Source organism: Variovorax sp. Varisp85 (assembly GCF_047304045.1).
Classification (GTDB): Bacteria; Pseudomonadota; Gammaproteobacteria; order Burkholderiales; family Burkholderiaceae_C; genus Variovorax.
In genome coordinates this window covers 24,917-47,073 of sequence record NZ_JBGLYN010000031.1, presented here as the reverse complement: position 1 = coordinate 47,073, position 22,157 = coordinate 24,917, and the positions used below count along the sequence as shown (strand labels likewise).

Sequence of the window (22,157 nt, the reverse complement as noted above, 5' to 3'; positions counted from 1 at the left end):
TCAGGCGAACGACTTCTTGAACGAAGTGGCGGCGGCCAGCAGTTCGGCTTCCGCGTCCTGGCAGACCTTCTTGAAAGCCTTCTTCTCGTCACTGTCGTCGGCCTTCGCGGGCTTCGGGTCCCACTTGGCGCCGTTCTTTTCCATCGTGGCCAGCAGGGGTGCGTGGCTCGACTTGAGGAACTGGTGGAAGCCGTGTTCGAACGAGAGAACCTTCTTGACGTCGATGTCGTCCATGAAGCCCTTGTTCACCGCGAACAGCGTGGCGCTCATCAGCGAGATGGGCAGCGGGCTGTACTGGGTCTGCTTGAGCAGTTCGGTCACGCGGGCACCGCGGTCGAGCTGCTTGCGGGTGGCTTCGTCGAGGTCCGAGGCGAACTGGGCGAAGGCCGCGAGTTCGCGGTACTGCGCCAGGTCGGTACGGATACCGCCGGACTGGTTCTTCACCAGGTTGGTCTGCGCCGACGAACCCACGCGCGACACCGAAATACCGGCGTTGATGGCGGGACGGATACCGGCGTTGAACAGGTTGGTTTCCAGGAAGATCTGGCCGTCGGTGATCGAGATCACGTTGGTCGGCACGAAAGCGGACACGTCGCCGGCTTGCGTTTCGATGATCGGCAGTGCGGTCAGCGAGCCGGTCTTGCCCTTGACTTCACCCTTGGTGAAAGCTTCGACGTAGTCGGCGTTCACGCGGGCTGCGCGCTCGAGCAGGCGGCTGTGGAGATAGAACACGTCGCCGGGGTAGGCTTCGCGGCCTGGCGGGCGGCGCAGCAGCAGCGAGACCTGGCGGTAGGCCACGGCTTGCTTGGACAGGTCGTCATAGACGATCAGCGCGTCCTGGCCGCGGTCGCGGAAGTATTCGCCCATCGTGCAACCCGAGTAGGCCGACACGTACTGCATGGCCGCCGATTCGGAAGCCGATGCCGCCACCACGATGGTGTAGTCCATCGCGCCGGCTTGTTCGAGTGCGCGCACCACGTTCTTGATCGACGAAGCCTTCTGGCCGATCGCAACGTAGACGCAGGTCATGTTCTGACCCTTCTGGTTGATGATCGCGTCGATGGCGACAGCCGTCTTGCCGGTCTGGCGGTCGCCGATGATCAGCTCGCGCTGGCCACGGCCGACGGGCACCATCGAGTCGACGGACTTCAGGCCGGTCTGCATCGGCTGGTCGACGGACTTCCGTGCGATCACGCCGGGAGCGACCTTTTCGATCACGTCGGTCATCTTGGCGTTGATGGGACCCTTGCCGTCGATCGGCTGGCCCAGGGCATTCACCACGCGGCCGATGAGTTCAGGACCCACGGGCACTTCCAGGATGCGGCCCGTGCACTTGACGGTGTCGCCTTCGGAGATGTGCTCGTACTCGCCCAGAATCACGGCGCCGACGGAGTCGCGCTCGAGGTTCAGTGCGAGGCCGAACGACGGCGTGCCGTCTGCGCTCGGCGGGAATTCAAGCATTTCGCCTTGCATCGCGTCCGACAGGCCGTGCACGCGCACGATGCCGTCGGTCACCGAAACCACGGTGCCTTCGTTGCGGATGTTGGCGCTGACCCCGAGGCCCTCGATGCGGCTCTTGATCAGTTCGGAAATTTCTGCGGGATTGAGTTGCATGACTCTTTCCTTCTTTCTTTGTAAGGCGATGGAGACCGGTCAGGCCGCCAGCGCAACTTTCATTTGTTCAAGGCGCGCTTTGACGGAGGTGTCGAGCACCTCGTCGCCGACCACCACACGAATGCCACCGATCAGTTCCGGCTCCTGCTGGACCGTGACCTGCAGCTTGCGACCGAAGCGCTTTTCGAGCGCGGCCGCCACACTGGCCAGAGCCGAGACTTCGATCGGGAAAGCGCTGTAGACCACGGCGTCGGACGAGCCGCTCTTCGCGTTGGACAGTGTCCGGAACTGCTTCGCAATTTCCGGCAGCACCGAGAAACGCCCGTTCTCGAGGAGCGCAGCCAGGAAGTTCTGGGCCATTGCGGGCAACGGCGCAGCGAATGCACCGGCGACCACGCCGAGAACCTGCTCGGCCGTAACCTTGGGGTTGTCGGCGAGTTGCTGGAGCTCCGGATTGGCTCCGATGGCGGCAAGCTTTTCGAGCCAGACGCTGGTTCCGGCGACGTCGGACGACGACGCCTTGAAAAGCGCCTCGGCGTAGGGGCGTGCAATGGTGGCGAGTTCAGCCATGGCTTCTATCAGAGTTCGGTCTGCAGGCGGGCGAGCAAATCGGCGTGAACGCCCGCATTCACTTCCTTGCGCAGAATCTGCTCTGCGCCCTTGACGGCCAGTGCAGCAACCTGCTCGCGCAGGGCTTCACGGGCCTTCAGTGCCTGCTGGTCGGCTTCGACGCGTGCGGCTGCAACGATCTTGTTGCCTTCCTCGGTCGCGCGGGCCTTGGCCTCTTCAACGATGGCCTGGGCGCGACGTTCGGCGTCGGCAAGACGCTGTGCGGACTCGTTGCGCGCCTGGCCCAGTTCGGCTTCCACGCGCTTGTTGGCGGCGGACAGCTCGGACTTGGCCTTGTCGGCGGCAGCGAGGCCTTCGGCGATCTTCGCAGCGCGGTCGTCCAGCGCTTTCGCGATCGGCGGCCACACGAACTTCATCGTGAACCCGACCAGGATCAGGAACACGATCATCTGAACGATCAGGGTACCGGTAATGCTCACTTTTCACCCTCTCTTTGGGATTGAATCGAAGCCATTCGCTAGGGGACTAGGGAACGACGACGCAGGTCCGACGAGAAAGACTTACTTCGGCAGGTTGGCGATCTGAGCCAGGAACGGGTTGGCCGTTGCGAACCACAGAGCGATACCGGTGCCGATAATGAAAGCGGCGTCGATCAGACCAGCCAGCAGGAACATCTTGGTTTGAAGTTCGCCCATGAGTTCAGGCTGACGTGCGGCCGACTCGAGGTACTTGCTGCCCATGATGCCGATGCCGATACATGCGCCCACAGCGCCCAGACCGATGATCAGGCCGGCGGCCAGTGCAACAAAGCTAATAACTTCCATGATGACTCCTAGAGGACTTTGGTTGAAGAGAAAACGAAAAACAAAAAACGAAAGCGGATGATCAGTGGTGATCGTGGGCCTGGCCGATGTAGACCAGCGTCAGCATCATGAACACGAAGGCTTGCAGCGTGATGATCAGGATGTGGAAGATGGCCCAGGCCGTGCCCGCGATGATGTGGCCGATGGCCAGGCCGATGCCGGTGGCCGACACGGACCAGGCACCGCCCATCAGGGCGATCAGCAGGAAGATCAGTTCGCCGGCGTACATGTTGCCGAACAACCGCATGCCGTGCGAGACCGTCTTGGCGATGAACTCGATCATCTGCATGGCGAAGTTGAAGGGGTACAGCGCCCAGTGGTTGCCGAAGGGTGCGGTGAACAGTTCGTGGATCCAGCCGCCGGCGCCCTTGATCTTGATGTTGTAGAAGATGCAGATCAGCAGCACGGCCACCGACATGCCCATCGTCACCGAGAGGTCGGCGGTAGGCACGACGCGCAGGTAGGCGTGGTGCGGGTCTTCACCCGCGATGTGGAAGATCTTGGCCCAGATCGCCGGGAACAAATCGACCGGAAACAGGTCCATTGCGTTCAGCAGGAAGATCCACACGAAGATGGTAAGGGCCAGCGGTGCGACGAACTTGCGGCTCGTGGCGTTGTGGACGATGCCCTTGGCTTGCTGGTCGACCATTTCAACCAGCAGTTCGACGGCAGCCTGGAAGCGGCCCGGAACGCCCGACGTGGCCTTGCGTGCAGCCAGCCAGAGCAACCAGCAGCCCAGGACACCCAGAGCGATGGAGAAAAACAGCGAATCGAAGTTGAAGACCGAAAGATCGGCCACACCTGCAGGCTTGGAGCTTTGCAGATGCGTCAAGTGGTGAACGATGTATTCACCAGCGGTCTGACCATGTTCCGCAGCGTTTTCAGCAGCCATTCCGTTACTCGTCTCGTTGTTGCCGGCGCCGGGGCGAGAACATCACCGCCAACCAGGCCGCCTTCATTGTCACCACCAGGCCGATCAGCATTGCTGGCCAGCTCAGCGCCGTTATCAGCCTCGGCGCGGCGATCAGCATCGCCACGGACAAGGCCATCTTGACCATTTCCCAGAGGAAGAATCCGAACACCGCAGTGCCTGGATTCAGGGAAGAGAACCTGCCGGTCAACCCGCGCGCGAACACCGCCGCCGGAATGACCACCGCGATCGCGCCATAAGCGGCGGACCAACCCAGATTTTGCCTCCCCGTCAGTCCCCAGGCGGCCAGAGCCACCACCAGACCGACAACCAACTGCCCCGCGACCACCCGCCATGGGGAGACCGAAGGGTTCTTTGCCCGCAGTTCACGCGCCTCATCGGCGGTCAACGGCTTGAATTCTGCGTCGAGGTCTTCAACGACCTCCGAGTCTTGACGGGCGATTTTTTTCATTTCGAATGAAGCCCGGATGACGACCCAGAATTTCTACAAAGCCATTGATTATAAGTAAAAACCCAGCCTGTCCCGCCACCCGTGCTGCCGCGCATGCAAATCGATGCTGCATTCCCTGACTCGAACCCGACGCGGCGCACGCAACCATAATTCCGGCATGCACCCTATCACCGATGCCCTGCCCGCCACGCTTTGTTACCTCGATGGCGAATACACCGCCCTGCGCGACGCGAAGATCAGCGTCCTCGACCGAGGCTTCATTTTCGGCGACGGCATCTACGAATACGTCCCCGTCTACTTCGGCCAGCCCTTCTGCTTCGAGGAGCACATGGCCCGCCTCGACCGCTCGCTCGCCGAACTGCAGATCGAGAACCCGCTGTCGCTCGCGCAGTGGCGCGAGATCGTGATGCGGCTGGTCGCGCCCGGCGGCGACGCGCCCCAGTCCGTTTACTTTCAGGTGACGCGCGGCGTGGCCCCGCGCGACCACGCGATGGTGCGCGGCATCCGCCCGACGGTGTTCGTGATGGTGAACCCGCTGCCGCCCATCTCCGATGCCATCCGCGCCAAGGGCGTGGCCTGCGTCACCGCGGCCGACTTCCGCTGGCAGAAGGCCCACATCAAGAGCACCAGCCTGCTGGGCGCCGTGCTTGCGCGCCAGATCAGCGTGGAAGCCGGCGCGACCGAGACCATCATGTTCCGCGACGAATGGCTCAGCGAGGCCTCGTCGAGCAACGTGTGGATCGTGAAGGACGGCACGCTGGCGGGCCCGCCGAAGAACAACCTCGTGCTGACCGGCATCCGCTACGGGCTGCTCGAGCGTCTGTGCAAGGCGCAGGGCATTGCGTTCGCGCTGCGCCCCATCTCGCGCGACGAGGTGTTCGCCGCCGACGAGCTGCTGATCTCCTCGGCCAGCAAGGAGCTGCTGCCCGTCGTCAGCCTCGACGGGCAGGCTATTGGCAATGGCCGCCCCGGCCCCATCTACCAGAGCTTGTATGCGGCCTACCAGCAGGCCAAGCAACACAACGCACAGAAACACGGAGCCCCGGCATGACCGACAACACGACCACCACCGACACCACCGCGATCCCCGATCCGCGCAAGGAATCGCTGATCGAGTACCCCTCGCAGTTTCCGATCAAGGTGATGGGCGCCAAGGTCGACGGCTTCGTGCACGCCGTCACCCAGATCGCCGAGCGCTTCGATCCCGCCTTCGACGCCACCACCGTCGAGCTGCGCGACAGCAAGGCCGGCAACTACCTCGGCGTGACCATCACCGTCACGGCCACCAGCCGCGAGCAGCTCGACGACATCTACCGCGCGCTGTCGGCGCATCCGATGGTCAAGGTCGTGCTTTGACCCCCGTGCCGTCCGCACGGCGAACCACGCCATGACAGGCACCGCCGCCATCGTCCCCGCCATCGAGCTGCGCCCGCTGGGCCGCGTCGATTACGCCGACACCTTCGCGGCAATGAAGCAGTTCACGCAGGAGCGCACAGCGGACACGCCCGATGCGCTATGGGTTTGCGAACACGCCCCGGTCTTCACGCAAGGCATTGCGGGCAAGCAGGACCACATCCTGAACCCCGGCGCCATTCCCGTCGTGCAGACCGACCGCGGCGGCCAGGTCACGTTCCACGGCCCCGGCCAGGTGGTGGCCTACCCGCTGATCGACCTGCGCCGCGCGGGCTACTTCGTCAAGGAATACGTCTATCGCATCGAGGAATCGGTGCTGCGCACGCTGGCTCACTTCGGCGTCACCGGCCACCGCGTGGCGAGCGCGCCGGGCATCTACGTGCGGCTGGACGACCCGTTCTCGCACGCGATGCTGAAAGCATCGCCTTCAACCGGTTCGGCGCTGACCGGCCCGCTGCCTGCGGGCGACCCGTTTCGCGGTCTCGGCAAGATCGCCGCGCTGGGCATCAAGGTGAGCCGCCACGCCACCTACCACGGCGTGGCGCTCAATGTCGAGATGGACCTCGAACCCTTCTCCCGCATCAACCCATGCGGGTATGCGGGGCTGCAGACGGTCGACCTTTCTACAATCGGCATCCAAACCACATGGGAAGAAGCCGCCACGGTGCTGAGCCAGAAGCTCGGTGCCTTCCTCGCGCCTTGACACACCAATGAGCACCACAGAAGTCGTCCGCGACGCCCAAAGCGCCGAAAACTACAACCCGCTGGCCAAGCAGAAGGCCGCGGCCAAGCTCTCGCGCATCCCCGTCAAGGTGGTGCAGCAGGGCGAGGTGCTCAAGAAGCCCGAGTGGATCCGCGTCAAGGCCGGCAGCCCGACCACGCGCTTCTACGAGATCAAGCAGATCCTGCGCGAGAGCAACCTGCACACGGTCTGCGAAGAGGCCTCGTGCCCGAACATCGGCGAATGCTTCGGCAATGGCACGGCCACCTTCATGATCATGGGCGACAAGTGCACGCGCCGCTGCCCGTTCTGCGACGTGGGCCATGGCCGCCCCGACCCGCTCGACAAGGACGAGCCGCTCAACCTGGCCAAGACCATCGCCAAGCTGCGCCTGAAGTACGTGGTGATCACCAGCGTCGACCGCGACGACCTGCGCGACGGCGGCAGCCAGCACTTCGTCGACTGCATCCGCAACATCCGCGAGCTCTCGCCGACGACGCAGATCGAGATCCTCGTGCCCGACTTCCGCGGCCGCGACGACCGCGCCCTTGAAATCCTCAAGGCCGCGCCGCCGGACGTGATGAACCACAACCTCGAGACCGCGCCGCGCCTGTACAAGGAAGCGCGCCCCGGCAGCGACTACCAGTTCAGCCTGAACCTGCTGAAGAAGTTCAAGGCGCTGCACCCCGACGTGCCGACCAAGAGCGGCATCATGGTGGGCCTCGGCGAGACCGACGAGGAGATCCTGCAAGTCATGCGCGACATGCGCGCGCACGGCATCGACATGCTGACCATCGGCCAGTACCTGTCGCCGTCGGGCTCGCACCTGCCGGTGCGCCGCTACGTGCACCCGGACACCTTCAAGATGTTCGAGGAAGAGGCCTACAAGATGGGCTTCAGCCACGCGGCCGTGGGCGCGATGGTGCGCTCCAGCTACCACGCCGACCAGCAGGCAGGACACGTTCTGGCCGGCGCGCCCTCGCTCGATTGAACGCCGCGGCGACCGTCCCAGCGGCGGACGCGCCGCAGTCAGGCAGGCCCCTGCACATCCTGCTGGCGATGTGCTATCTCGTGCATCGCACGGGGGCGGAAATGTTCACCCGCGACCTGGCGCTGTGGCTGCGCCGCCGCGGCCACGCCGTCACGATCTTTGCAACGGCCTTCGGGGACATGGCCGACGAACTGCGCTTTGCCTCGATTGCCTGCGTCACCGAACTGAGCGACATTGCGGCGCGGCCGGACGTGATCATCGGCAACACGCACCACGAGACGGTTCGCGCGCTGCTGCATTTCCACGACGTGCCGGTCCTCACGATATGCCACGACCGAAGCGCCGAACACGGACGCCCGGCGCAGTTCACGCAGGTCGTATGCCATGTGGCCGTCGACGAGAACTGCGCGGAGCGCCTGGTGCACGAGTTCGGCATCGCGCGCGAACGCATCGAGCTGATCCAGAACGGGATCGATCTTTCGCGCTTTCCGCGGCGCGGCGGGCTGCCGGCCCAGCCCCGGACGGCGCTGGTCTTCAGCAACTACGCCTCGCACGACGCGCAGCTCGAGGAAATCCGCGCCGCCTGCGTGCAGCGCGGACTGTCGCTGGACGTGATCGGCAGCGGCACCGGCAACCACCTGCCCGACCCGGCCGAGGCACTCGGCCGCTACGACATCGTCTTCGGCAAGGGGCGCTGCGCCACCGAGGCACTGTGCACCGGCAACGCGGTGGTGGTGCTCGATCCGAGTTCGGGCATGGGCGAGATGGTGACGGCGGCCACCGTGGCCCACGCGCGGCGCTGGAATTTCGGCCGGGCGCTGCTGATCCGGCCGATCACGCGGGAGAACGTGGGCGCCGAACTCGATCGATACGACGCCGAGGATGCGGGCAAGGCCGGCGAATGGATGCGTGCGCATGGCGGCCTCGACGCAACGCTCGGCGCGCTTGAGCGCTGCGCGCAGCGCATGGCCCTGCAGCACCCCGTGATCGAGGTGCCCGCAAGCCAGCGCGCGAATGAGGTGGCCCGCTATATGGAGGACTGGATCCGGCGCGGCAACCCGTCGGCGGCGCATCTGGCTGTTGCGTCCTTGCAGCAGCACATCGGGTGGATCCAGCAATCCTTCAACGACCATCAACGCATGCATCAGGCTCGAATCGACGCGCTGCAGGCAGAGCTGCAACGCCAGGCCGAAGAGGCACGCCGGCAGACGGAGCTCGCCGCCATGCAGGCCGCAGCGCAGCTCGCCATGCAGACCGCCGCGCAGGCCGTACAGGCGGCGCAGGCGTCGCAATCGAACGCCGATTGCAACGCACGGCTGGCCGAAGCCGAGCAGCAGACCCGGCAGGCGCGCACCGAACTCGCCCTGCTCCAGGCACAGCTGCGCGAGGTCTACGCCAGCCGTTCGTGGCGTGTGACCGGACCGCTGCGGCGGGTATCAACCCTCGTCCGGCCCGGCGGTCCGCGCGCATGAAGGCGCTGGTGATCGCCGCCCATTCGGGGCACGAACTGCTGCTGTGGAAGTGGCTGCGCAACGAGCGGCCGGACTTCGTGGTGCTGACCAACGGCGCCGGTTCGAGCGGCGTGCCGCGGCTCGAACCGACGATCGACAACCTCGCACGCGCGGGGGCCCGCTGGATTGCGGATGTGGTGCGGCCGGTTGCCGATGCCGACATCTACCGGGCGCTGCTTGAAGGCGACACGCGCCTGTTCACGCAGTGGGTCCACGCCTTGACGACGCACGTCGTGGAGCAAGGCATCGACTGCATCGTTGCCGATGAAGCCGAGGACTACAACCCTTCGCACGACCTGTGCCGCCTGCTGGCCAACCAGGTCGCCGCGCACGCCGTGGCGCGCGGCCGCACGGTCGTATCGCTCGGCTATCCCACCGTGGGCCATCCGAGTCCACCGGCACGGCTGGCTTCCGAGCGCCATGTCATGGTCGAGCTCGACGGCCCCGAGTTGCAGGCCAAGCTCGACGACATGCACGGTTACGCGCACAGCTTCGGCGGCCAGCTGGAGCGCGAGCTGGCGGGCTTCATCGCCGAGTTCGGCGCCCAGGCTTACGGCCGGGAATGCCTCTTCGCCGCGCAGCCCACGCGCTATGAACTGGCGGAGGCGCCCGCCACCAAACCCGCCTTCGAAATCTTCGGGGAGGAACGCGTCGCAGCCGGCGTCTACAAGCACGTCATCCGCGGCGCGCATCTGCAGGCCGTGGCGGATCGGCTGCGCGACGCGATGACACATCCATCGATGCCTCGATGACCTTCACGACGCCAGCCAGCGACGACAGCACGACCGCCATCGCCGCCGATACGGCAGCCGCGAGCCCGGTCGACGCCGCACTGGCCCATGCGATCGTGGGCCTTGGCCGCTTCGGCAGCATCCACGCCCGAAAGCTCCTCGCCCTGCGCGGCTTCCAGCTGCGTGCCCTCGTGGATTGCTCGTCGTCGGCCCGCGCCGGCGCAGATCTCGCGGCGCTGCCATTGCTGTCCAGCGTTGACGACCTGCCGCCGGGCATCGCGTCGGCCACCGTTGCCACCAGCGACGACGCGCACGCCGAGCTTGCCCTGTCGTTGATGCGGCGCGGCTGCCACGTGCTGGTCGAAAAGCCGCTTTGCATCGACCGGCACGACGGTGCCCTGATGGTCCGCACGGCGCGGCAATACGGCGTGACGCTGAGCACCGGCCACATCGAGCGCTTCAACCCCGTGTTCGGCACCGTGCTCCTCGCCCGGCTGCGCAATGCCGCGGCAAGCCACCGCCAGGACCAGCGTCCGTTCATGCGGTTTCGCCGCTATTCGACGCGCGTTGCCATGGCCAGGGACAGCGTGCTGGACCTGATGGTGCACGACCTCGACCTGTTCGCCTGGCTGTGCGCGATTCCCGCGGAAGCGCCAATGGAAGTGCTCGCACGGCACATCGACGTGCACAGCGTGCGTGCGCGCGTGCGGCTGGGCACGTTGGTCGCCGAATTCGAGAGCGGCTACGCCAGCACGCCGGCGATCGCTCGATTGCAGGTGTGCGACGGCCACCGGGAGCAGTTGCTGGACCTGCGCAGCGGCGCGCGTTCGACGACGACGACGACCGGCGACGACGCCCTGGCACGGCAGTACCACGGCTTCAGGCGCGCCATCCTGGGCCAGGCCAGCCGCGTCGCGTCGGGTGCCGATGGCCTGGCGGCCGTGACCCGGGCTTGCCAGGTACTGCACGCATGAAGATCCCGCTGTTCCGGTCGGCCGCATCCACCGAACCGAGAGCGGCGCACCTGGCCCAGTCCCTCGCCGCAGTGCTGCGCAGCGGCGTGTACATCCTCGGTCCGCAGGCCGAGGCTTTCGAGGCACGGCTGTCCGGCCTGCTGCAAGGCCGCGAGACCGTGGCCGTGGGATCGGGCTCCGAAGCGCTTCTGCTGGCCTTCAAGAGCCTCGGCATCGGAAGCGCGGGCGGAGGGGACGCGCTGGACGAGGTCCTGCTGCCGAGCTACACCTTCGTCGCCTGCGCGGAAGCGGTGCTCGCTGCGGGCGCGCGGCCGGTCTTCGTCGACAGCGCGCCGGACGACTTCCTGCCGACGCTCGCGCATTTCCGCGACGCCCGCACGCCGCGCACCCGCGCAATCCTCGCGGTTGGCCTCTTCGGCGACCCGAGCGGCCTGCCCGAACTGGCCGCCTACTGCCGCGACGAGAAGCTGTGGCTGGTCGAGGACGTCGCGCAATGCCTGGGCGCCCATGCCGCCGGCACCTGGGGCGACGCCGCGGCGATGAGCTTCTATCCGACCAAGACCCTCGGCGCCGCCGGCGACGCCGGTGCGCTGGCCTTCAAGGATCCGCAGCATGCCCGCAAGGCGCGGCTGCTGCGCAACCACGGCTACGCCGACGGCCGGCACCACTGCCTCGGACACAACAGCCGCATGGACGAATTGCAGGCCTGCCTGCTCAATGCCGCGCTGGACGACTTTCCGGACAACATCGCGCGACGGCGCGCCATCGCAGCGCGCTACATGGCGGCCTGGGCGGACTGCCCGATCGGTTTGCCGCGAGGCTCGGCGGGCCACGCGTGGAACTATTTCGTCATCACCCTGCCCGGCCCCCGCGAACGCGCGGCCTTCGCGGCGCGGCTGGCCGCATCAGGGATCGCCACCCGGGTCTACTACGAGCAGCCGCTGCACCGGCACGAGGCGCTGCGGCCCTGGCATGGCACCCGCGCCCTGCCGCACAGCGAAAAACTGGCCGGCTGTTCGCTCGCATTGCCGCTCTATCCGATGCTCGGCGACGAGGAAATCGAGTACATCATCGGCGTCGTACGGCAAGCTTCCGGCGCATAGCGGCGGCCAACGCCGCGGGACCACATCGAAAGGGAGAACGGATCAGATGGCCACCATCCTGACCACGCTGGCCACACGCCCCGTCGAGGGCCTGGTCGAGAACCACGCAGCCTATGCGCGCCGGTACGGCTACGCGCACCGCATCGCCGACAGCACCCATGTGTGGGGTCCGCGCCAGCCGGTCTTCTTCCGCTACCACGCGATCTACCAGCACCTGGCGCAGGCCGACGAGGGCAGCCTGCTGCTGGTACTCGACCAGTTCGCTGTCGTCTACTGGCCCCGACCGCTGGAAGAGGTGTTCGACGGCATCGACGCGCTGGTCTGCGCGCAACCCGACGACGACGCGCTCTGCAACACCAGCATGCTGCTGCTGCGCAACACGGCCGCGGTGCGCGAGCAGGTGCGCCAGTTGGTCGACCATGTCTCCCATTGGGCAGTGCGCATCCTGGAGGACAACGAGCAGCCCGAGAACGCGCTGGTCGCCCGTGTCTTCCCGCCCCGCCCCTGCGCCCTTCCCCTGCTCAACGGCATCCACGCCAATGTGCAGGCCAACTGGCCCGCGGGCAGCTACTACGAATCGATCCAGGGTGTGCGCCCGCTGGTGGCCAGCGACGCGCCCACCTGGCGCCGCGCAGGCGCCGGAAACCAGTGGACGCCGGCGCTGGACTACGACTTCCGCGGCGTGCAGAACCTCGTGGAGGACGCCGCGGCCCTGGCCGCCGACGAACGCCCGCCCTTCCTCTTACTCGCCGGGACCACGCCCCCACCCGAGGACGACCTGCACCTAAACCCCGGCGCGCGCATCGCCTTCGTCAGCATCTACACGCACCACATCGCCAGCTACGGCCGCATCCACGAAGAAAGCCTCGCGCGCTACTGCCTGCGCCATGGCTACGGCTACCACCTCTACCGCAAGGTGCCCGGCTTTGCCAACGGCCTGACAGGCTCGTGGGCCAAGCCGCACGTCATGCGGCGCCACCTCGCGGAGCACGAGTTCCTGCTGTGGATCGATGCGGACATCCTGGCCATGAACCAGTCGCTGCGCATGGAGCCGCTGGTCGACGGCCGGCAGGCGCTGGTGGGCAACGACCACACGGCCTGGAACATGAACTCCAGCGTGGTCGGCGTGCGCAACACGCCCGCGATGCACGCGCTGGTGGAAGACGTCTGCCGGCAGATCGAGGCCGCGCCCGACCGCTCGTCGGTGCACGCCAACGGCGGCGACCAGACCTACTTCGCGAATGTCTTCAATGCCTACGGCCTCGTCACCGAAGCCCAGGTGGTGGACACGTTGTCGCTGGACGCGCCCGCGATCTACGCGACCGCCGACAGCCACTTCGTGCATTTCCCGACGCAGCTGACGCCGCAGCGTGCGGCATCCATGCATTTATGGAACCGGCGCAGCCTGGCGCGTGATGCATACGAACGCGGCGGCGACACGGCGCAGCCCGACACCACTGCGTCGTCCCGCTGACGGGGCCGCGCAGCCTCAACCGCGCGTGGCGTTCTCCTTCATCTTCGCCAGCGCGATGGCAATCGCCGCGCCGCCCAGTGTCTTGATCAGCCCCGAGTGCTGCGCATAGAACCGGCTCACCTCGTCGATCACGCCCGCGTGCTGCTGCTCGGCATGCGCGGCAATCTCGGTCACCTGCGCAGGCGACAGCTGCGAGGCCTGGTCGGGCGTGACCTGCGTCTGCCCCGGCTGCAGCATGCGGCCGAGCACGCCGCCGGCCAGCGCCGAGGCCGCTGCCGGGCCCAGCGTGGCCAGGATCTGGTTGAGCACGCCGGCCTGCTGCTGCGGCGACGACTGGCCGAACAGCTTGCCCACCATGTCGCCGAAAGGCGGCGTCTGGTCGGATCGCATGGCCGCGGCGAGCCCCGCACCGACTTCGTCGGTCGATGCCTGCTGCGTGACCTTGTCGAGGTGGGCCTCGGGGCTGCCGTTGCCGCCGATGGCCTGCTGGAGGATGTCGAGTAAACCCATGGAGATCTCCTTGTTACCGGGCCACGAGATGCCAGACCCCGAGCAGCAGGGCCGCGCCGATCACCGAGGCGATGAAGCCGGCGCCCGCGCCCGCAGCGTACAGCCCCAGGGCCTGTCCTGCATAGGTCGCCACCAGCGACCCGGCAATGCCCAGGACCACGGTGAGGATGAACCCCATGGAGTTGTTGCCCGGAAGGATGGCGCGGGCGATCAGCCCCGCGATGAAGCCGATCAAGATGGTCCAGATGATGTGCAAGAGAGACTCCCTGTCTGTTGAAAAAAGATGATGCGGGATCGTTGCCCGCCCATCCTGAGCGCGGCCTGACGGTATGCCCTCCGACAGCCGCGCGGTCGCCAAGGAGCTGGCCGAAAGCGGCAGCATTTCGCTATCCTGCCGGTTGCTCAAGAAGAAGGAATGACCTTGCAAACGCACCCTGCCGTTCAAGCCGAAATGGAACGCAATTTCGGCGCCATTGCCGATCTGGTCCACCTCCATGCGCAACACACGCCCGACCACGCCGCGCTGGCCGATGCCGGGCGCACGCTGGACTACCACGCACTCGACGCGCTCATGGACCGCGTCGCGGCCAGCCTGCAGCGCGACGGGCTCCAGCCCGGCGATGCCATCGCCATCTGCGCCTCGTCGTCGGTGAACTACGCGGCGGTGTTCCTGGGCGCGCTGCGCGCGGGCGTCGCGGTGGCCCCGCTGGCGCCCGGCTCCACGCCCGCCAGCCTGGCCCGGATGATCGAGGACGCCGATGCGCGCATCCTGTTCAGCGACGCCTCGGCCGCCGAGGTGATCGGCCCCGCGAAGGAAGGCGGCATTGCACGCATTGCGCTCGACGGCTCGAACGTGGGCCGCGACTTCGAAGGCTGGCTCGCGCCGGCAGGTGTGCAGCCCAAGGCCGTGGAGACGCAGCCTTCGTGGCCCTTCAACATCATCTATTCGTCGGGCACCACGGGCGAGCCCAAGGGCATCGTGCAGGGCCACGGCATGCGCTGGGCCCACGTACAGCGCGGCGCCAAATACGAATACGGTCCCGACACCGTCACGCTGCTGTCGACGCCGCTGTACTCCAACACCACGCTGGTGGTGTTCTTCCCCACCATCGCCTTCGGCGGCTGCGTGGTGCTGATGCCCAAGTTCGACGCGCTCGGCTACCTGCAGCTGGCCGAGCAACGCCGCGTGACGCACACCATGCTCGTGCCGGTGCAGTACCAGCGGTTGATGGCGCATCCGCGCTTCGACGCGCACGACCTGTCCTCCTACAAGTTCAAGTTCAGCACCAGCGCGCCCTTCAACGCCGCGCTCAAGGCCGACGTGCTCAAGCGCTGGCCCGGCGGGCTGATCGAGTTCTACGGCATGACCGAGGGCGGCGGCACCTGCATCCTGGAGGCGCACCTGCACCCGACCAAGCTGCACACGGTGGGCCAGCCCGCCGAGGGCAGCGACATCCGCCTGATCGACGAGGAAGGCAACGAGCTGCCGCGCGGCAACACCGAGGTGGCCGGCGAGGTGGTGGGCCACTCGGGCGGCATGATGACCGGCTACCACCGCCAGCCCGAGAAGACGCGCGAGGCCGAATGGTTCGACGCCACCGGCAAGCGCTTCATCCGCACCGGCGACGTAGGGCGCTTCGACGCCGACGGCTTCCTCACGTTGTTCGACCGCAAGAAGGACATGATCATCAGCGGCGGCTTCAACATCTACCCGAGCGACCTCGAGGCCGTGCTGCGCGGCCATGCGGCGGTGGCCGACGTGGCGGTGATCGGAGTGCCGTCGGAGCAATGGGGCGAAACGCCGGTGGCCTTCGTGGTGCGCCGCGAGGGCGACAGCACAACCGAGGACGCGCTGCTGCAATGGACCAACGCCCAGCTCGGCAAGACGCAGCGCCTGGCACGTCTCTCCTTCATCGAGGAGCTGCCGCGCAGCGCCATCGGCAAGGTGCTCAAGCGCGAACTGCGTGAACGCGGTGGATGAAATCCCTTCGCGGTCAGTTGGTCTTTTTCTGGATGCTTCTGTTCGGCATGTGCGCCGCCCTGGCCGTGGTGATGCTCACGCTCTACCGAAGCAGTGCCGGCGCGCAGGTGGCTGCGGGGCGCGCTGCGACCGAGCAGTCGTGCCGCGCGATCGCGGCGCGCTATGCCAGGTCGGCGGCCGCACCTTCCTCGGCGCAGCCGCAGGTCGATCTGCTGCAAGTGCTGCTGCAGCTGGTGCTGATCGAGGCGCCCCATGTCGAGGGCGGCGTGTGGCAGGCCGCCGGCGGACAGCTGGCCTATGCCTACCCCACCTACGAAGGCAGCGGCGTCAAGCGCGACGTGCCCGTGGCCGAGCAGCCGCTGATCGCCGAGATGGCACAGCTCGCGGCGCGCACCCGGCAGCCGCAGACCGATGTGGTGCGCGGCAGCCGTGAGGCGCTGATCGTCTCGGCCTGCCCGCTGGCCGCGCCGGGCAACGACCTGGCGGCGTGGACCATGACTCGCACCAGCAGCGGCGCGCTGGCCGCGCAGGACAGCCTGCGCACCGGCCTGAGCGTCCTGCTGGCGCTGGTGCTGGCATCGGGCCTTTGGCTTGGCTTCATCCTTCGACGCGGACTGCGCCATGTGCAGCGCCTCGAAACCCGGCTCGCGCAGGCCGATGCGGACGGCGATGCCATGCCCGAGCTGCCGCGCACCGGCGTGCACGAACTCGACCGCATCGTCGACGGCTTCAACCGCTACCGCCTGCGCTTCGAGGAGGCGCGCATGAACGTGCGGGCGGCCGCTCAGCAGCACAGCCGCGACCAGCGCCTGGCGGCGCTCGGCCGCATGACCGGCGGCATCGCCCACGAGATCCGCAACCCGATCGCCACGATGCGGCTGAAGGCCGAGAACGCGCTGGCCGCCGCGCCCGAGCGGCAGGGCCAGGCGCTGCAGGTCATCGTCGGGCAGATCGACCGGCTCGACGGCCTCGTGCAAAGCCTGCTCGCGCTAGTGCAGCCGGTAGCCCTCGCACCGGCCGAGGTGGCGCTTCATCGCTGGCTCGAAGAGCGCGTGGCCGCCGTCGCGCCGAAGGCAGCGGCGGGCGGCGTGCAGATCTCGCTGCATCACGACTTGCCCGCCAGCGCCGTGTTCGACCCGGTACACCTTGCGCGCGCCGTCGACAACCTGCTCGACAACGCCGTGCGCCATGCGCCGCGCGGCGGCCACGTGGTGCTGGCCGTCGTGCAGCCCGATGCGCGCATGCTGCTCATCCGCGTGGACGACGACGGCCCGGGCGTACCCGAACCGCTGCAGGCCAGCCTCTTCGAGCCCTTTGCCACCGGCCGCGCCGACGGCACCGGGCTGGGCCTGGCGCTGGCACGCGAAGTGGCGCTGGCGCACGGCGGCGAGCTGCATCATGTGCCCATGCAACCGGGCACCCGCTTCGAACTGGAGCTTCCGTGGCGCACCTCCTGATCGTCGACGACGACAACGCCTTCCGCGACACGCTCGCCGAAACGCTGCAGGGCCTCGGCCACGGCGTGGTGGCGACGGCCAGCGGCGCCGAGGCGCTGGAAACGCTGTCGTCGTCGCGCGAGCGCTTCGACGCCGTGTTCCTCGACCACCGCATGGCCGGCATGGATGGCCTGCAGACACTCGCAGCCATGCAGGCCAGGCTCGTGCGCCTGCCGCCGGTGATCGTGCTCACGGCGTTCGCGAGCGCGGGCAACACCATCGAGGCGATGCGCCTGGGCGCCTTCGATCACCTGGCCAAGCCGATCAGCCGCGAGGCGGTGCGCGAGGTGCTGGAACGCGCGCTGCAGCAGCACGCGGCAGCGTCGCCCTCCGGCGTGCCGCAGGACGGCGACGGCAGCAACCTGATCGGCCCGAGCCACGCGATGCGCGAGGTGCACAAGCGCATCGGCCTGGCCGCCGCCAGCGCGATGCCGGTGCTGGTCCTCGGCGAAACCGGCACCGGCAAGGAAATGGTGGCGCGCGCGCTGCACCGCCATTCGGCCCGCGCCGGCCGGCCCTTCGTGGCCGTCAACTGCTCGGCGATTCCGAAGGAGCTGCTCGAAAGCGAACTCTTCGGCCACGTGCGCGGCGCCTTCACCGGCGCGAGCGGCGAACGCCCCGGCTGCTTTCGCGCGGCCGATGGCGGCGTGCTGCTGCTCGACGAGATCGGCGACATGGCACTGGACGTGCAGGCCAAGATCCTGCGTGCGTTGCAGGAGGGCGAGGTCACGCCGCTGGGCAGCCACCGGACGGTGAAGGTCGACGTGCGCGTGATCGCCGCGACGCACGCCGGCGGTGCGCCCTCCACGGCACGCTGGCACGACCACCGCCTCTTCGTGCTGCTCGCCTGCGCCTTCCTGTTCCACCTGGCCAATGCCGCGATGCTCACGCTGGTGGCGCAGAAGGTCGGCACGCAGTCCGGCAGCTCGGCCACGCTGTGGCTCTCGGGCGGCGTGATCGTCACGCAGCTGGTGACCATCCCGATCGGCCTCGCGGTCGGTCGCTGGGCGCCGCGGCTCGCGCGCAAGCCGATCTTCCTGGTCGGCTTCGCGGTGCTGCCGGTGCGCGGGCTGCTCTACCTGCTGGCCGACAGCCCTGCCGCGCTGCTGGCGCTGCAGGTGCTCGACGGCATCGGCGCGGCCGTCTTCGGCGCCATGTTCACACTGATGATCGGCGACCTGACGCGCGGCAGCGGCCACTTCAACTTTGCGCTCGGCCTCGGTGGGGCCTGCGTGGGGCTGGGCGCTGCGCTCAGCAACCTGGTCGCGGGCACGGTCGCGCACCTGGCCGGCTACGGCACGGCATTTGTCATGCTCGCGGGCATTGCGGCCGGGGCCCTGACGCTGTTTGCCCTGGCAATGCCCGAAACTCGCCACCGGCCTCGTTCTTCTCCCGCGAGCGCGCCGGCCGCCTCCGCCCTGACCACCACCGCCCCATGACCAAAGATACTGCGCCCGTCCTGCCTCCTGCCGCCCCCGACGACAACGCCCCGTTGCCGCACGAAAGCGGCGGCAATGGCCTGCTCTGGGTGCTGCTGGTGGTGGCTGTGGCGTTCGCCTTCTTGCGGCCGCGCGCACCGATGGACTGGCTCCAGCTGGTCGACTGGCAGACCGTGGGAGCCCTGGCCGGGCTGCTCGCGATCACGCAGGGGGTGGAGAGGAGCGGCATGCTGCAATCGGCCGCGCAGCGCCTGCTCGCACGCACCACCAACCTGCGCCAGCTCGCGCTGCTGCTCAGCGCCACCGCCGCCGTGCTGTCAGCGCTCGTCACCAACGACGTGAGCCTGTTCCTGCTGGTGCCGCTCACGCGCGTGCTGGCCACGCAGGCGCACCTGCCGCTGGCGCGGCTGGTGGTGCTGGAAGCGCTGGCGGTGAACGCGGGCTCTGCCCTCACGCCCATCGGCAATCCGCAGAACCTGTACCTGTGGCACCGCACCGGCGAGAGCTTCGGCGGCTTCATGGCCATGATGGCGCCCACGGTGCTCGTCATGCTGCTCTGGCTGGTCGTGGCCGTGTGGCTGCTGGCGCCGCGAACGCCGATCGCGCTCAAGCCCGCCGCCGAGCCTGCCGCGGTGCGACCGCGCCTGCTGGCGTTGTCGGGCGTGCTGTTCGTGGGCTTCGTCGTCGCACTCGACCGGCACTGGCTGCTGGCGGGCCTGGCGGTGGTGTTCGGCGCCTACCTGCTGTTCCAGCGCCGCGTGCTGCGCGATGTCGACTGGGCGCTGCTGGCGATCATCGCGCTGATGTTCGTCGACCTGCGCCAGCTCGCCGAGCTGCCGGCCGTGGCCGCGACCGTGGGACGGTGGCCGATTGCCGAAGGCTGGCGCGCGTACTTCGCGGCCATCGTCACCTCGCAATTCATCAGCAACGTGCCGGCAACCATCCTGCTGGACCGCTACGTGCACGACCTGCCCGCGCTCGCGGCCGGCGTGAGCGTGGGCGGCTTCGGCTGCGTGCTGGGCTCGCTGGCCAACCTGATCGCGCTGCGGCTGGCCAAGGTGCCGCACGGGCTGCGCGAGTTCCACCGCATCAGCATTCCGTTTCTGATCGTGTGCGCGGCGTCGGCGGTGCTGCTGCGGCTCGGTTGATGGCGCCGCGCACGCCTTCAGGAGCCTGAAGGCCGTCAGCTGGCGCGTCGAAGAGGCTGCACGGAGAATACGCAAGAACATGCACGTCCCTGCCTCTTCCCCGCCGACGAGCCACGCACTCTCGCTGCGCAACTACGGCGACTCGCACGGCAGCCACGCGCACGATCATTTCCAGGTGCTGATCGGCCTCGACGGCGTGCTGGAGATCGAAGTGGAAGGCCGCGGTGCCGGCATCGGCGTGGGCGAGGCGCAGGTGGTCGCACCCGGCGACCGGCACGACTTCAGCGCGCGCAAGCAAGGCAGCGTGTGCCTGGTGCTCGACACCACACACGCGGCATGGGCCCGCTGCGCCGAGCGCGCACCGCCCGGTGCGCCGCAGCTGCACACGCTGGCGCGCTACCTGGCGCAATGCCTGCGGCAGCCGCAGGCCTCGGCCCTGGCCCTGCAGAACGGCCCCGCGCTGCTGCTGGAGGCCTGGAACCCCGCGCCGCCCTCTCATGCGGATTCACGCCGCCGTCGCATCGACTGGCCTGTGCTCGCCGACTGGGCCCGCGCCCGCTGGCACGAGCCGCTGGGCGTGACCGACCTGGCCGGTGCCGCCTGCCTCAGCCCGAGCCAGTTCGCGCAGCGCTGCCGCGACGAACAGGGCATGGGCGCGATGCACTGGCTGCGCTCGCTGCGGCTGGCGCATGCACGCGAGCTGCGGCTCGGCGGAATGAGCGTGGCCGAAACGGCGCGCCTAACGGGCTATCGCTCGCCATCGGCTCTGACCGCCGCATTGCGTCGCTGATCCCCCGCCTTTCTCCCTCCCCCCGCTGGGGGAGGGCCGGGGTGGGGGCACGGCGGCGTCGAAAACGGCGCAGCACCCGCTCCAAGGCCTGCCCCATCCCGACCTTCCCCCAGAGGGGGAAGGAGCAGGAGAGCAAACCGTCGTTACGCGACGACGAACCGTCATTGCACGACGACCTCATCGCGTAGCCTCGGCGTCCATGTCGTCGACCGTCTACGCCCTTCTCGCCATCGCGCTCTGGACCACACTCGCCTCGCTCGGCACGGCCTTGTCCCACCTGCCCCCGTTCCTGCTCACCGGCCTCGCGCTCATCATCGGCAGCGTGCCGAGCTGGCCGCTCGTGCTGCGCGACCGCCGCGCCTGGAGGGTGCCGCCGCGCACGCTGGCGCTGGGCATCTACGGCTTGTTCGGCTATCACTTCCTGCTGTTCATCGCGCTGCGCTACGCCCCGCCGGTCGAGGCCAACCTGGTCAACTACCTGTGGCCGCTGCTCATGGTGGTGTTGGCGCCGGTGCTGCTGCCGGGCGTTTCGCTGCGGCCGCTGCACCTGGTGGCGGGCTTGCTGGGCTTCGCAGGCGCGGCTGCCGCGATCCTCGGCGCAAGGGTTGGCGCCACGGCCGTCGCCGGCTACTGGGGCTTCCTGCCGGCGCTGGCCTCGGCTTTCGTCTGGGCCAGCTACTCGCTGTGGACGAAGCGCGTCGCGGCCTTCCCGACCTCGGCGATCGGGCTGTTCGGGCTGGTCTCGGGCCTGCTCTCGCTGGCCTGCCATGCGGTGCTCGAACCTTCCGTGACGCTGTCGGGCCGCGACTGGCTGCTGCTCGTGCTGTGCGGCCTCGGTCCGCTGGGCGCGGCCTTCTTCGTGTGGGACATGGCGCTCAAGCGCGGCGACGCGCGGCAGATCGGCATCCTGAGCTATATCACGCCGCTGGGCTCGACTGCGCTGCTGCTGCTCGTCACCGGCAGGCCGCTGACCTGGACCATCGTGCTCGCGGCCTGGCTCATCATCTCGGCCGCAATCATGGGCACCCGCGCACGCTGAATCAGGCTGTATCCGACGGATTGCCCGCTTTTTTCTGGCTAGAGTGGGGGCCAAGGAAAAAAAGGAGCCAATTCCCATGGACAGCAAGAACAAGAGCGAGGATTTCGAGATCACGCCCAAGCTGGTGTTCGACCTGAACCTGGCGCTGTACCTCGACCTCGTGGCCGCGCTGGAGGGCGCGGGCGCCGTCACCTACCGCCAGATGGCGGCCCGGGTGCTGAACATCAGCATGGACGCGCGCAGCGACGGCGAAACCGGCCTGTCGACGGTGCTCGAAGGCATCGCCAAGGGTTTCGCCGGCCACGGCGAAGGGCTGTCGATCGAGCTGCTGAAGGCCGCGCGCGGCCTGCGCGAGGACGAGGCGATGGGCGACATTCCCATGCGCCCCGACGAAAACTGAGCGCAGG

Annotated in this window: 24 protein-coding genes; 16 read left to right on the top strand and 8 right to left on the bottom strand. The window is 67.9% G+C overall.

Annotation, left to right across the window (positions count from 1 at the left end):
- The 6 genes from atpA to ACCC97_RS14440 all read right to left on the bottom strand — a co-directional run bounded on the left by atpA (position 1) and on the right by ACCC97_RS14440 (position 4,429).
- Entirely contained in the window at positions 1–1,614 is a 1,614-nt protein-coding gene (atpA, locus tag ACCC97_RS14465) for a F0F1 ATP synthase subunit alpha (protein ID WP_007830199.1), read from the bottom strand.
- A gap of 39 nt (positions 1,615–1,653) precedes the next feature.
- On the bottom strand, positions 1,654–2,184 hold the full coding sequence (locus tag ACCC97_RS14460) for a F0F1 ATP synthase subunit delta (protein WP_007830197.1): 531 nt from the start codon (positions 2,182–2,184) through the stop codon (positions 1,654–1,656).
- Positions 2,185–2,192: 8 nt separating this feature from the next.
- Complete coding sequence (locus ACCC97_RS14455; protein WP_007830193.1) at positions 2,193–2,663, bottom strand: F0F1 ATP synthase subunit B; 471 nt, start codon at positions 2,661–2,663, stop codon at positions 2,193–2,195.
- An 81-nt stretch (positions 2,664–2,744) separates the two neighbouring features.
- Positions 2,745–3,008, bottom strand: coding sequence for a F0F1 ATP synthase subunit C (gene atpE, locus ACCC97_RS14450; protein ID WP_007830191.1), 264 nt, complete (start codon positions 3,006–3,008; stop codon positions 2,745–2,747).
- 61 nt (positions 3,009–3,069) lie between these two features.
- On the bottom strand, positions 3,070–3,939 hold the full coding sequence (atpB, locus tag ACCC97_RS14445; RefSeq protein ID WP_007830189.1) for a F0F1 ATP synthase subunit A: 870 nt from the start codon (positions 3,937–3,939) through the stop codon (positions 3,070–3,072).
- A 4-nt stretch (positions 3,940–3,943) separates the two neighbouring features.
- The gene (locus ACCC97_RS14440) at positions 3,944–4,429 is read right to left on the bottom strand and encodes an ATP synthase subunit I (protein ID WP_413333442.1); all 486 of its coding nucleotides are present in this window, start codon (positions 4,427–4,429) and stop codon (positions 3,944–3,946) included.
- 157 nt (positions 4,430–4,586) lie between these two features.
- Here ACCC97_RS14440 and ACCC97_RS14435 point away from each other — a divergent pair, with 157 nt between their 5' ends.
- The 9 genes from ACCC97_RS14435 (at position 4,587) to ACCC97_RS14395 (ending at position 13,347) form a co-directional block, all read left to right on the top strand.
- Entirely contained in the window at positions 4,587–5,480 is an 894-nt protein-coding gene (locus tag ACCC97_RS14435; protein ID WP_413333440.1) for a D-amino acid aminotransferase, read from the top strand.
- The gene (locus ACCC97_RS14430; RefSeq protein ID WP_007830185.1) at positions 5,477–5,785 is read left to right on the top strand and encodes a YbeD family protein; all 309 of its coding nucleotides are present in this window, start codon (positions 5,477–5,479) and stop codon (positions 5,783–5,785) included. The genes ACCC97_RS14435 and ACCC97_RS14430 overlap by 4 nt, the downstream gene beginning before the upstream one ends.
- A gap of 31 nt (positions 5,786–5,816) precedes the next feature.
- Positions 5,817–6,545: a lipoyl(octanoyl) transferase LipB gene (gene lipB / locus ACCC97_RS14425; protein WP_007830184.1), complete on the top strand. Its 729-nt coding sequence runs from the start codon at positions 5,817–5,819 to the stop codon at positions 6,543–6,545.
- 7 nt (positions 6,546–6,552) lie between these two features.
- Entirely contained in the window at positions 6,553–7,554 is a 1,002-nt protein-coding gene (lipA, locus tag ACCC97_RS14420) for a lipoyl synthase (protein WP_007830183.1), read from the top strand.
- A 101-nt stretch (positions 7,555–7,655) separates the two neighbouring features.
- Positions 7,656–9,026, top strand: coding sequence for a glycosyltransferase (locus tag ACCC97_RS14415; RefSeq protein ID WP_413333437.1), 1,371 nt, complete (start codon positions 7,656–7,658; stop codon positions 9,024–9,026).
- Complete coding sequence (locus ACCC97_RS14410) at positions 9,023–9,817, top strand: hypothetical protein (protein ID WP_007830180.1); 795 nt, start codon at positions 9,023–9,025, stop codon at positions 9,815–9,817. The genes ACCC97_RS14415 and ACCC97_RS14410 overlap by 4 nt, the downstream gene beginning before the upstream one ends.
- Entirely contained in the window at positions 9,814–10,770 is a 957-nt protein-coding gene (locus tag ACCC97_RS14405; RefSeq protein ID WP_007830179.1) for a Gfo/Idh/MocA family protein, read from the top strand. The genes ACCC97_RS14410 and ACCC97_RS14405 overlap by 4 nt, the downstream gene beginning before the upstream one ends.
- Entirely contained in the window at positions 10,767–11,873 is a 1,107-nt protein-coding gene (locus ACCC97_RS14400) for a DegT/DnrJ/EryC1/StrS family aminotransferase (RefSeq protein ID WP_007830178.1), read from the top strand. The genes ACCC97_RS14405 and ACCC97_RS14400 overlap by 4 nt, the downstream gene beginning before the upstream one ends.
- Before the next feature lie 46 nt (positions 11,874–11,919).
- Positions 11,920–13,347 (top strand): hypothetical protein, encoded by a 1,428-nt coding sequence (locus tag ACCC97_RS14395; protein WP_413333434.1) that lies wholly within the window; start codon positions 11,920–11,922, stop codon positions 13,345–13,347.
- 15 nt (positions 13,348–13,362) lie between these two features.
- On the opposite strand, the gene ACCC97_RS14390 is transcribed toward ACCC97_RS14395, so the two are convergent.
- Positions 13,363–13,857 carry a hypothetical protein gene (locus ACCC97_RS14390; RefSeq protein ID WP_007830173.1) on the bottom strand — a complete coding sequence of 165 codons (495 nt, stop codon included), beginning with the start codon at positions 13,855–13,857 and terminating at the stop codon, positions 13,363–13,365.
- Positions 13,858–13,870: 13 nt separating this feature from the next.
- Positions 13,871–14,113: a GlsB/YeaQ/YmgE family stress response membrane protein gene (locus ACCC97_RS14385; RefSeq protein ID WP_007830172.1), complete on the bottom strand. Its 243-nt coding sequence runs from the start codon at positions 14,111–14,113 to the stop codon at positions 13,871–13,873.
- Positions 14,114–14,308: 195 nt separating this feature from the next.
- Here ACCC97_RS14385 and ACCC97_RS14380 point away from each other — a divergent pair, with 195 nt between their 5' ends.
- The 7 genes from ACCC97_RS14380 (at position 14,309) to ACCC97_RS14350 (ending at position 22,150) form a co-directional block, all read left to right on the top strand.
- Positions 14,309–15,838, top strand: a complete 1,530-nt coding sequence (locus tag ACCC97_RS14380; RefSeq protein ID WP_413333432.1) for a class I adenylate-forming enzyme family protein — start codon at positions 14,309–14,311, stop codon at positions 15,836–15,838.
- Complete coding sequence (locus tag ACCC97_RS14375) at positions 15,835–17,295, top strand: sensor histidine kinase (protein ID WP_413333430.1); 1,461 nt, start codon at positions 15,835–15,837, stop codon at positions 17,293–17,295. Before ACCC97_RS14380 ends, ACCC97_RS14375 begins: the two co-directional genes overlap by 4 nt.
- A complete protein-coding gene (locus ACCC97_RS14370) occupies positions 17,280–18,773 on the top strand; it encodes an MFS transporter (protein ID WP_413333428.1) in 1,494 nt (497 codons plus the stop codon). The genes ACCC97_RS14375 and ACCC97_RS14370 overlap by 16 nt, the downstream gene beginning before the upstream one ends.
- A complete protein-coding gene (locus tag ACCC97_RS14365) occupies positions 18,770–19,921 on the top strand; it encodes an SLC13 family permease (RefSeq protein ID WP_413333426.1) in 1,152 nt (383 codons plus the stop codon). Before ACCC97_RS14370 ends, ACCC97_RS14365 begins: the two co-directional genes overlap by 4 nt.
- A gap of 79 nt (positions 19,922–20,000) precedes the next feature.
- Positions 20,001–20,711, top strand: coding sequence for an AraC family transcriptional regulator (locus ACCC97_RS14360; RefSeq protein WP_413333424.1), 711 nt, complete (start codon positions 20,001–20,003; stop codon positions 20,709–20,711).
- 199 nt (positions 20,712–20,910) lie between these two features.
- The gene (locus tag ACCC97_RS14355; RefSeq protein ID WP_007830159.1) at positions 20,911–21,750 is read left to right on the top strand and encodes a DMT family transporter; all 840 of its coding nucleotides are present in this window, start codon (positions 20,911–20,913) and stop codon (positions 21,748–21,750) included.
- 76 nt (positions 21,751–21,826) lie between these two features.
- Positions 21,827–22,150, top strand: coding sequence for a hypothetical protein (locus ACCC97_RS14350; RefSeq protein ID WP_007830158.1), 324 nt, complete (start codon positions 21,827–21,829; stop codon positions 22,148–22,150).
- Positions 22,151–22,157: the final 7 nt, after the last annotated feature.

Bases quoted from the DNA above. Each gene is read 5' to 3' on its own strand.
- ACCC97_RS14440 (WP_413333442.1), bottom strand. From the start codon at position 4,429: ATGAAAAAAATCGCCCGTCAAGACTCGGAGGTCGTTGAAGACCTCGAC.
- ACCC97_RS14360 (WP_413333424.1), top strand. From the start codon at position 20,001: ATGCACGTCCCTGCCTCTTCCCCGCCGACGAGCCACGCACTCTCGCTG.
- atpE (WP_007830191.1), bottom strand. From the start codon at position 3,008: ATGGAAGTTATTAGCTTTGTTGCACTGGCCGCCGGCCTGATCATCGGT.
- ACCC97_RS14395 (WP_413333434.1), top strand. From the start codon at position 11,920: ATGGCCACCATCCTGACCACGCTGGCCACACGCCCCGTCGAGGGCCTG.
- lipA (WP_007830183.1), top strand. From the start codon at position 6,553: ATGAGCACCACAGAAGTCGTCCGCGACGCCCAAAGCGCCGAAAACTAC.
- ACCC97_RS14415 (WP_413333437.1), top strand. From the start codon at position 7,656: ATGTTCACCCGCGACCTGGCGCTGTGGCTGCGCCGCCGCGGCCACGCC.
- ACCC97_RS14365 (WP_413333426.1), top strand. From the start codon at position 18,770: ATGACCAAAGATACTGCGCCCGTCCTGCCTCCTGCCGCCCCCGACGAC.
- atpB (WP_007830189.1), bottom strand. From the start codon at position 3,939: ATGGCTGCTGAAAACGCTGCGGAACATGGTCAGACCGCTGGTGAATAC.
- ACCC97_RS14400 (WP_007830178.1), top strand. From the start codon at position 10,767: ATGAAGATCCCGCTGTTCCGGTCGGCCGCATCCACCGAACCGAGAGCG.
- ACCC97_RS14460 (WP_007830197.1), bottom strand. From the start codon at position 2,184: ATGGCTGAACTCGCCACCATTGCACGCCCCTACGCCGAGGCGCTTTTC.
- ACCC97_RS14390 (WP_007830173.1), bottom strand. From the start codon at position 13,857: ATGGGTTTACTCGACATCCTCCAGCAGGCCATCGGCGGCAACGGCAGC.
- lipB (WP_007830184.1), top strand. From the start codon at position 5,817: ATGACAGGCACCGCCGCCATCGTCCCCGCCATCGAGCTGCGCCCGCTG.
- ACCC97_RS14355 (WP_007830159.1), top strand. From the start codon at position 20,911: ATGTCGTCGACCGTCTACGCCCTTCTCGCCATCGCGCTCTGGACCACA.
- atpA (WP_007830199.1), bottom strand. From the start codon at position 1,614: ATGCAACTCAATCCCGCAGAAATTTCCGAACTGATCAAGAGCCGCATC.
- ACCC97_RS14350 (WP_007830158.1), top strand. From the start codon at position 21,827: ATGGACAGCAAGAACAAGAGCGAGGATTTCGAGATCACGCCCAAGCTG.
- ACCC97_RS14380 (WP_413333432.1), top strand. From the start codon at position 14,309: ATGGAACGCAATTTCGGCGCCATTGCCGATCTGGTCCACCTCCATGCG.
- ACCC97_RS14430 (WP_007830185.1), top strand. From the start codon at position 5,477: ATGACCGACAACACGACCACCACCGACACCACCGCGATCCCCGATCCG.
- ACCC97_RS14375 (WP_413333430.1), top strand. From the start codon at position 15,835: ATGAAATCCCTTCGCGGTCAGTTGGTCTTTTTCTGGATGCTTCTGTTC.
- ACCC97_RS14410 (WP_007830180.1), top strand. From the start codon at position 9,023: ATGAAGGCGCTGGTGATCGCCGCCCATTCGGGGCACGAACTGCTGCTG.
- ACCC97_RS14435 (WP_413333440.1), top strand. From the start codon at position 4,587: ATGCACCCTATCACCGATGCCCTGCCCGCCACGCTTTGTTACCTCGAT.
- ACCC97_RS14405 (WP_007830179.1), top strand. From the start codon at position 9,814: ATGACCTTCACGACGCCAGCCAGCGACGACAGCACGACCGCCATCGCC.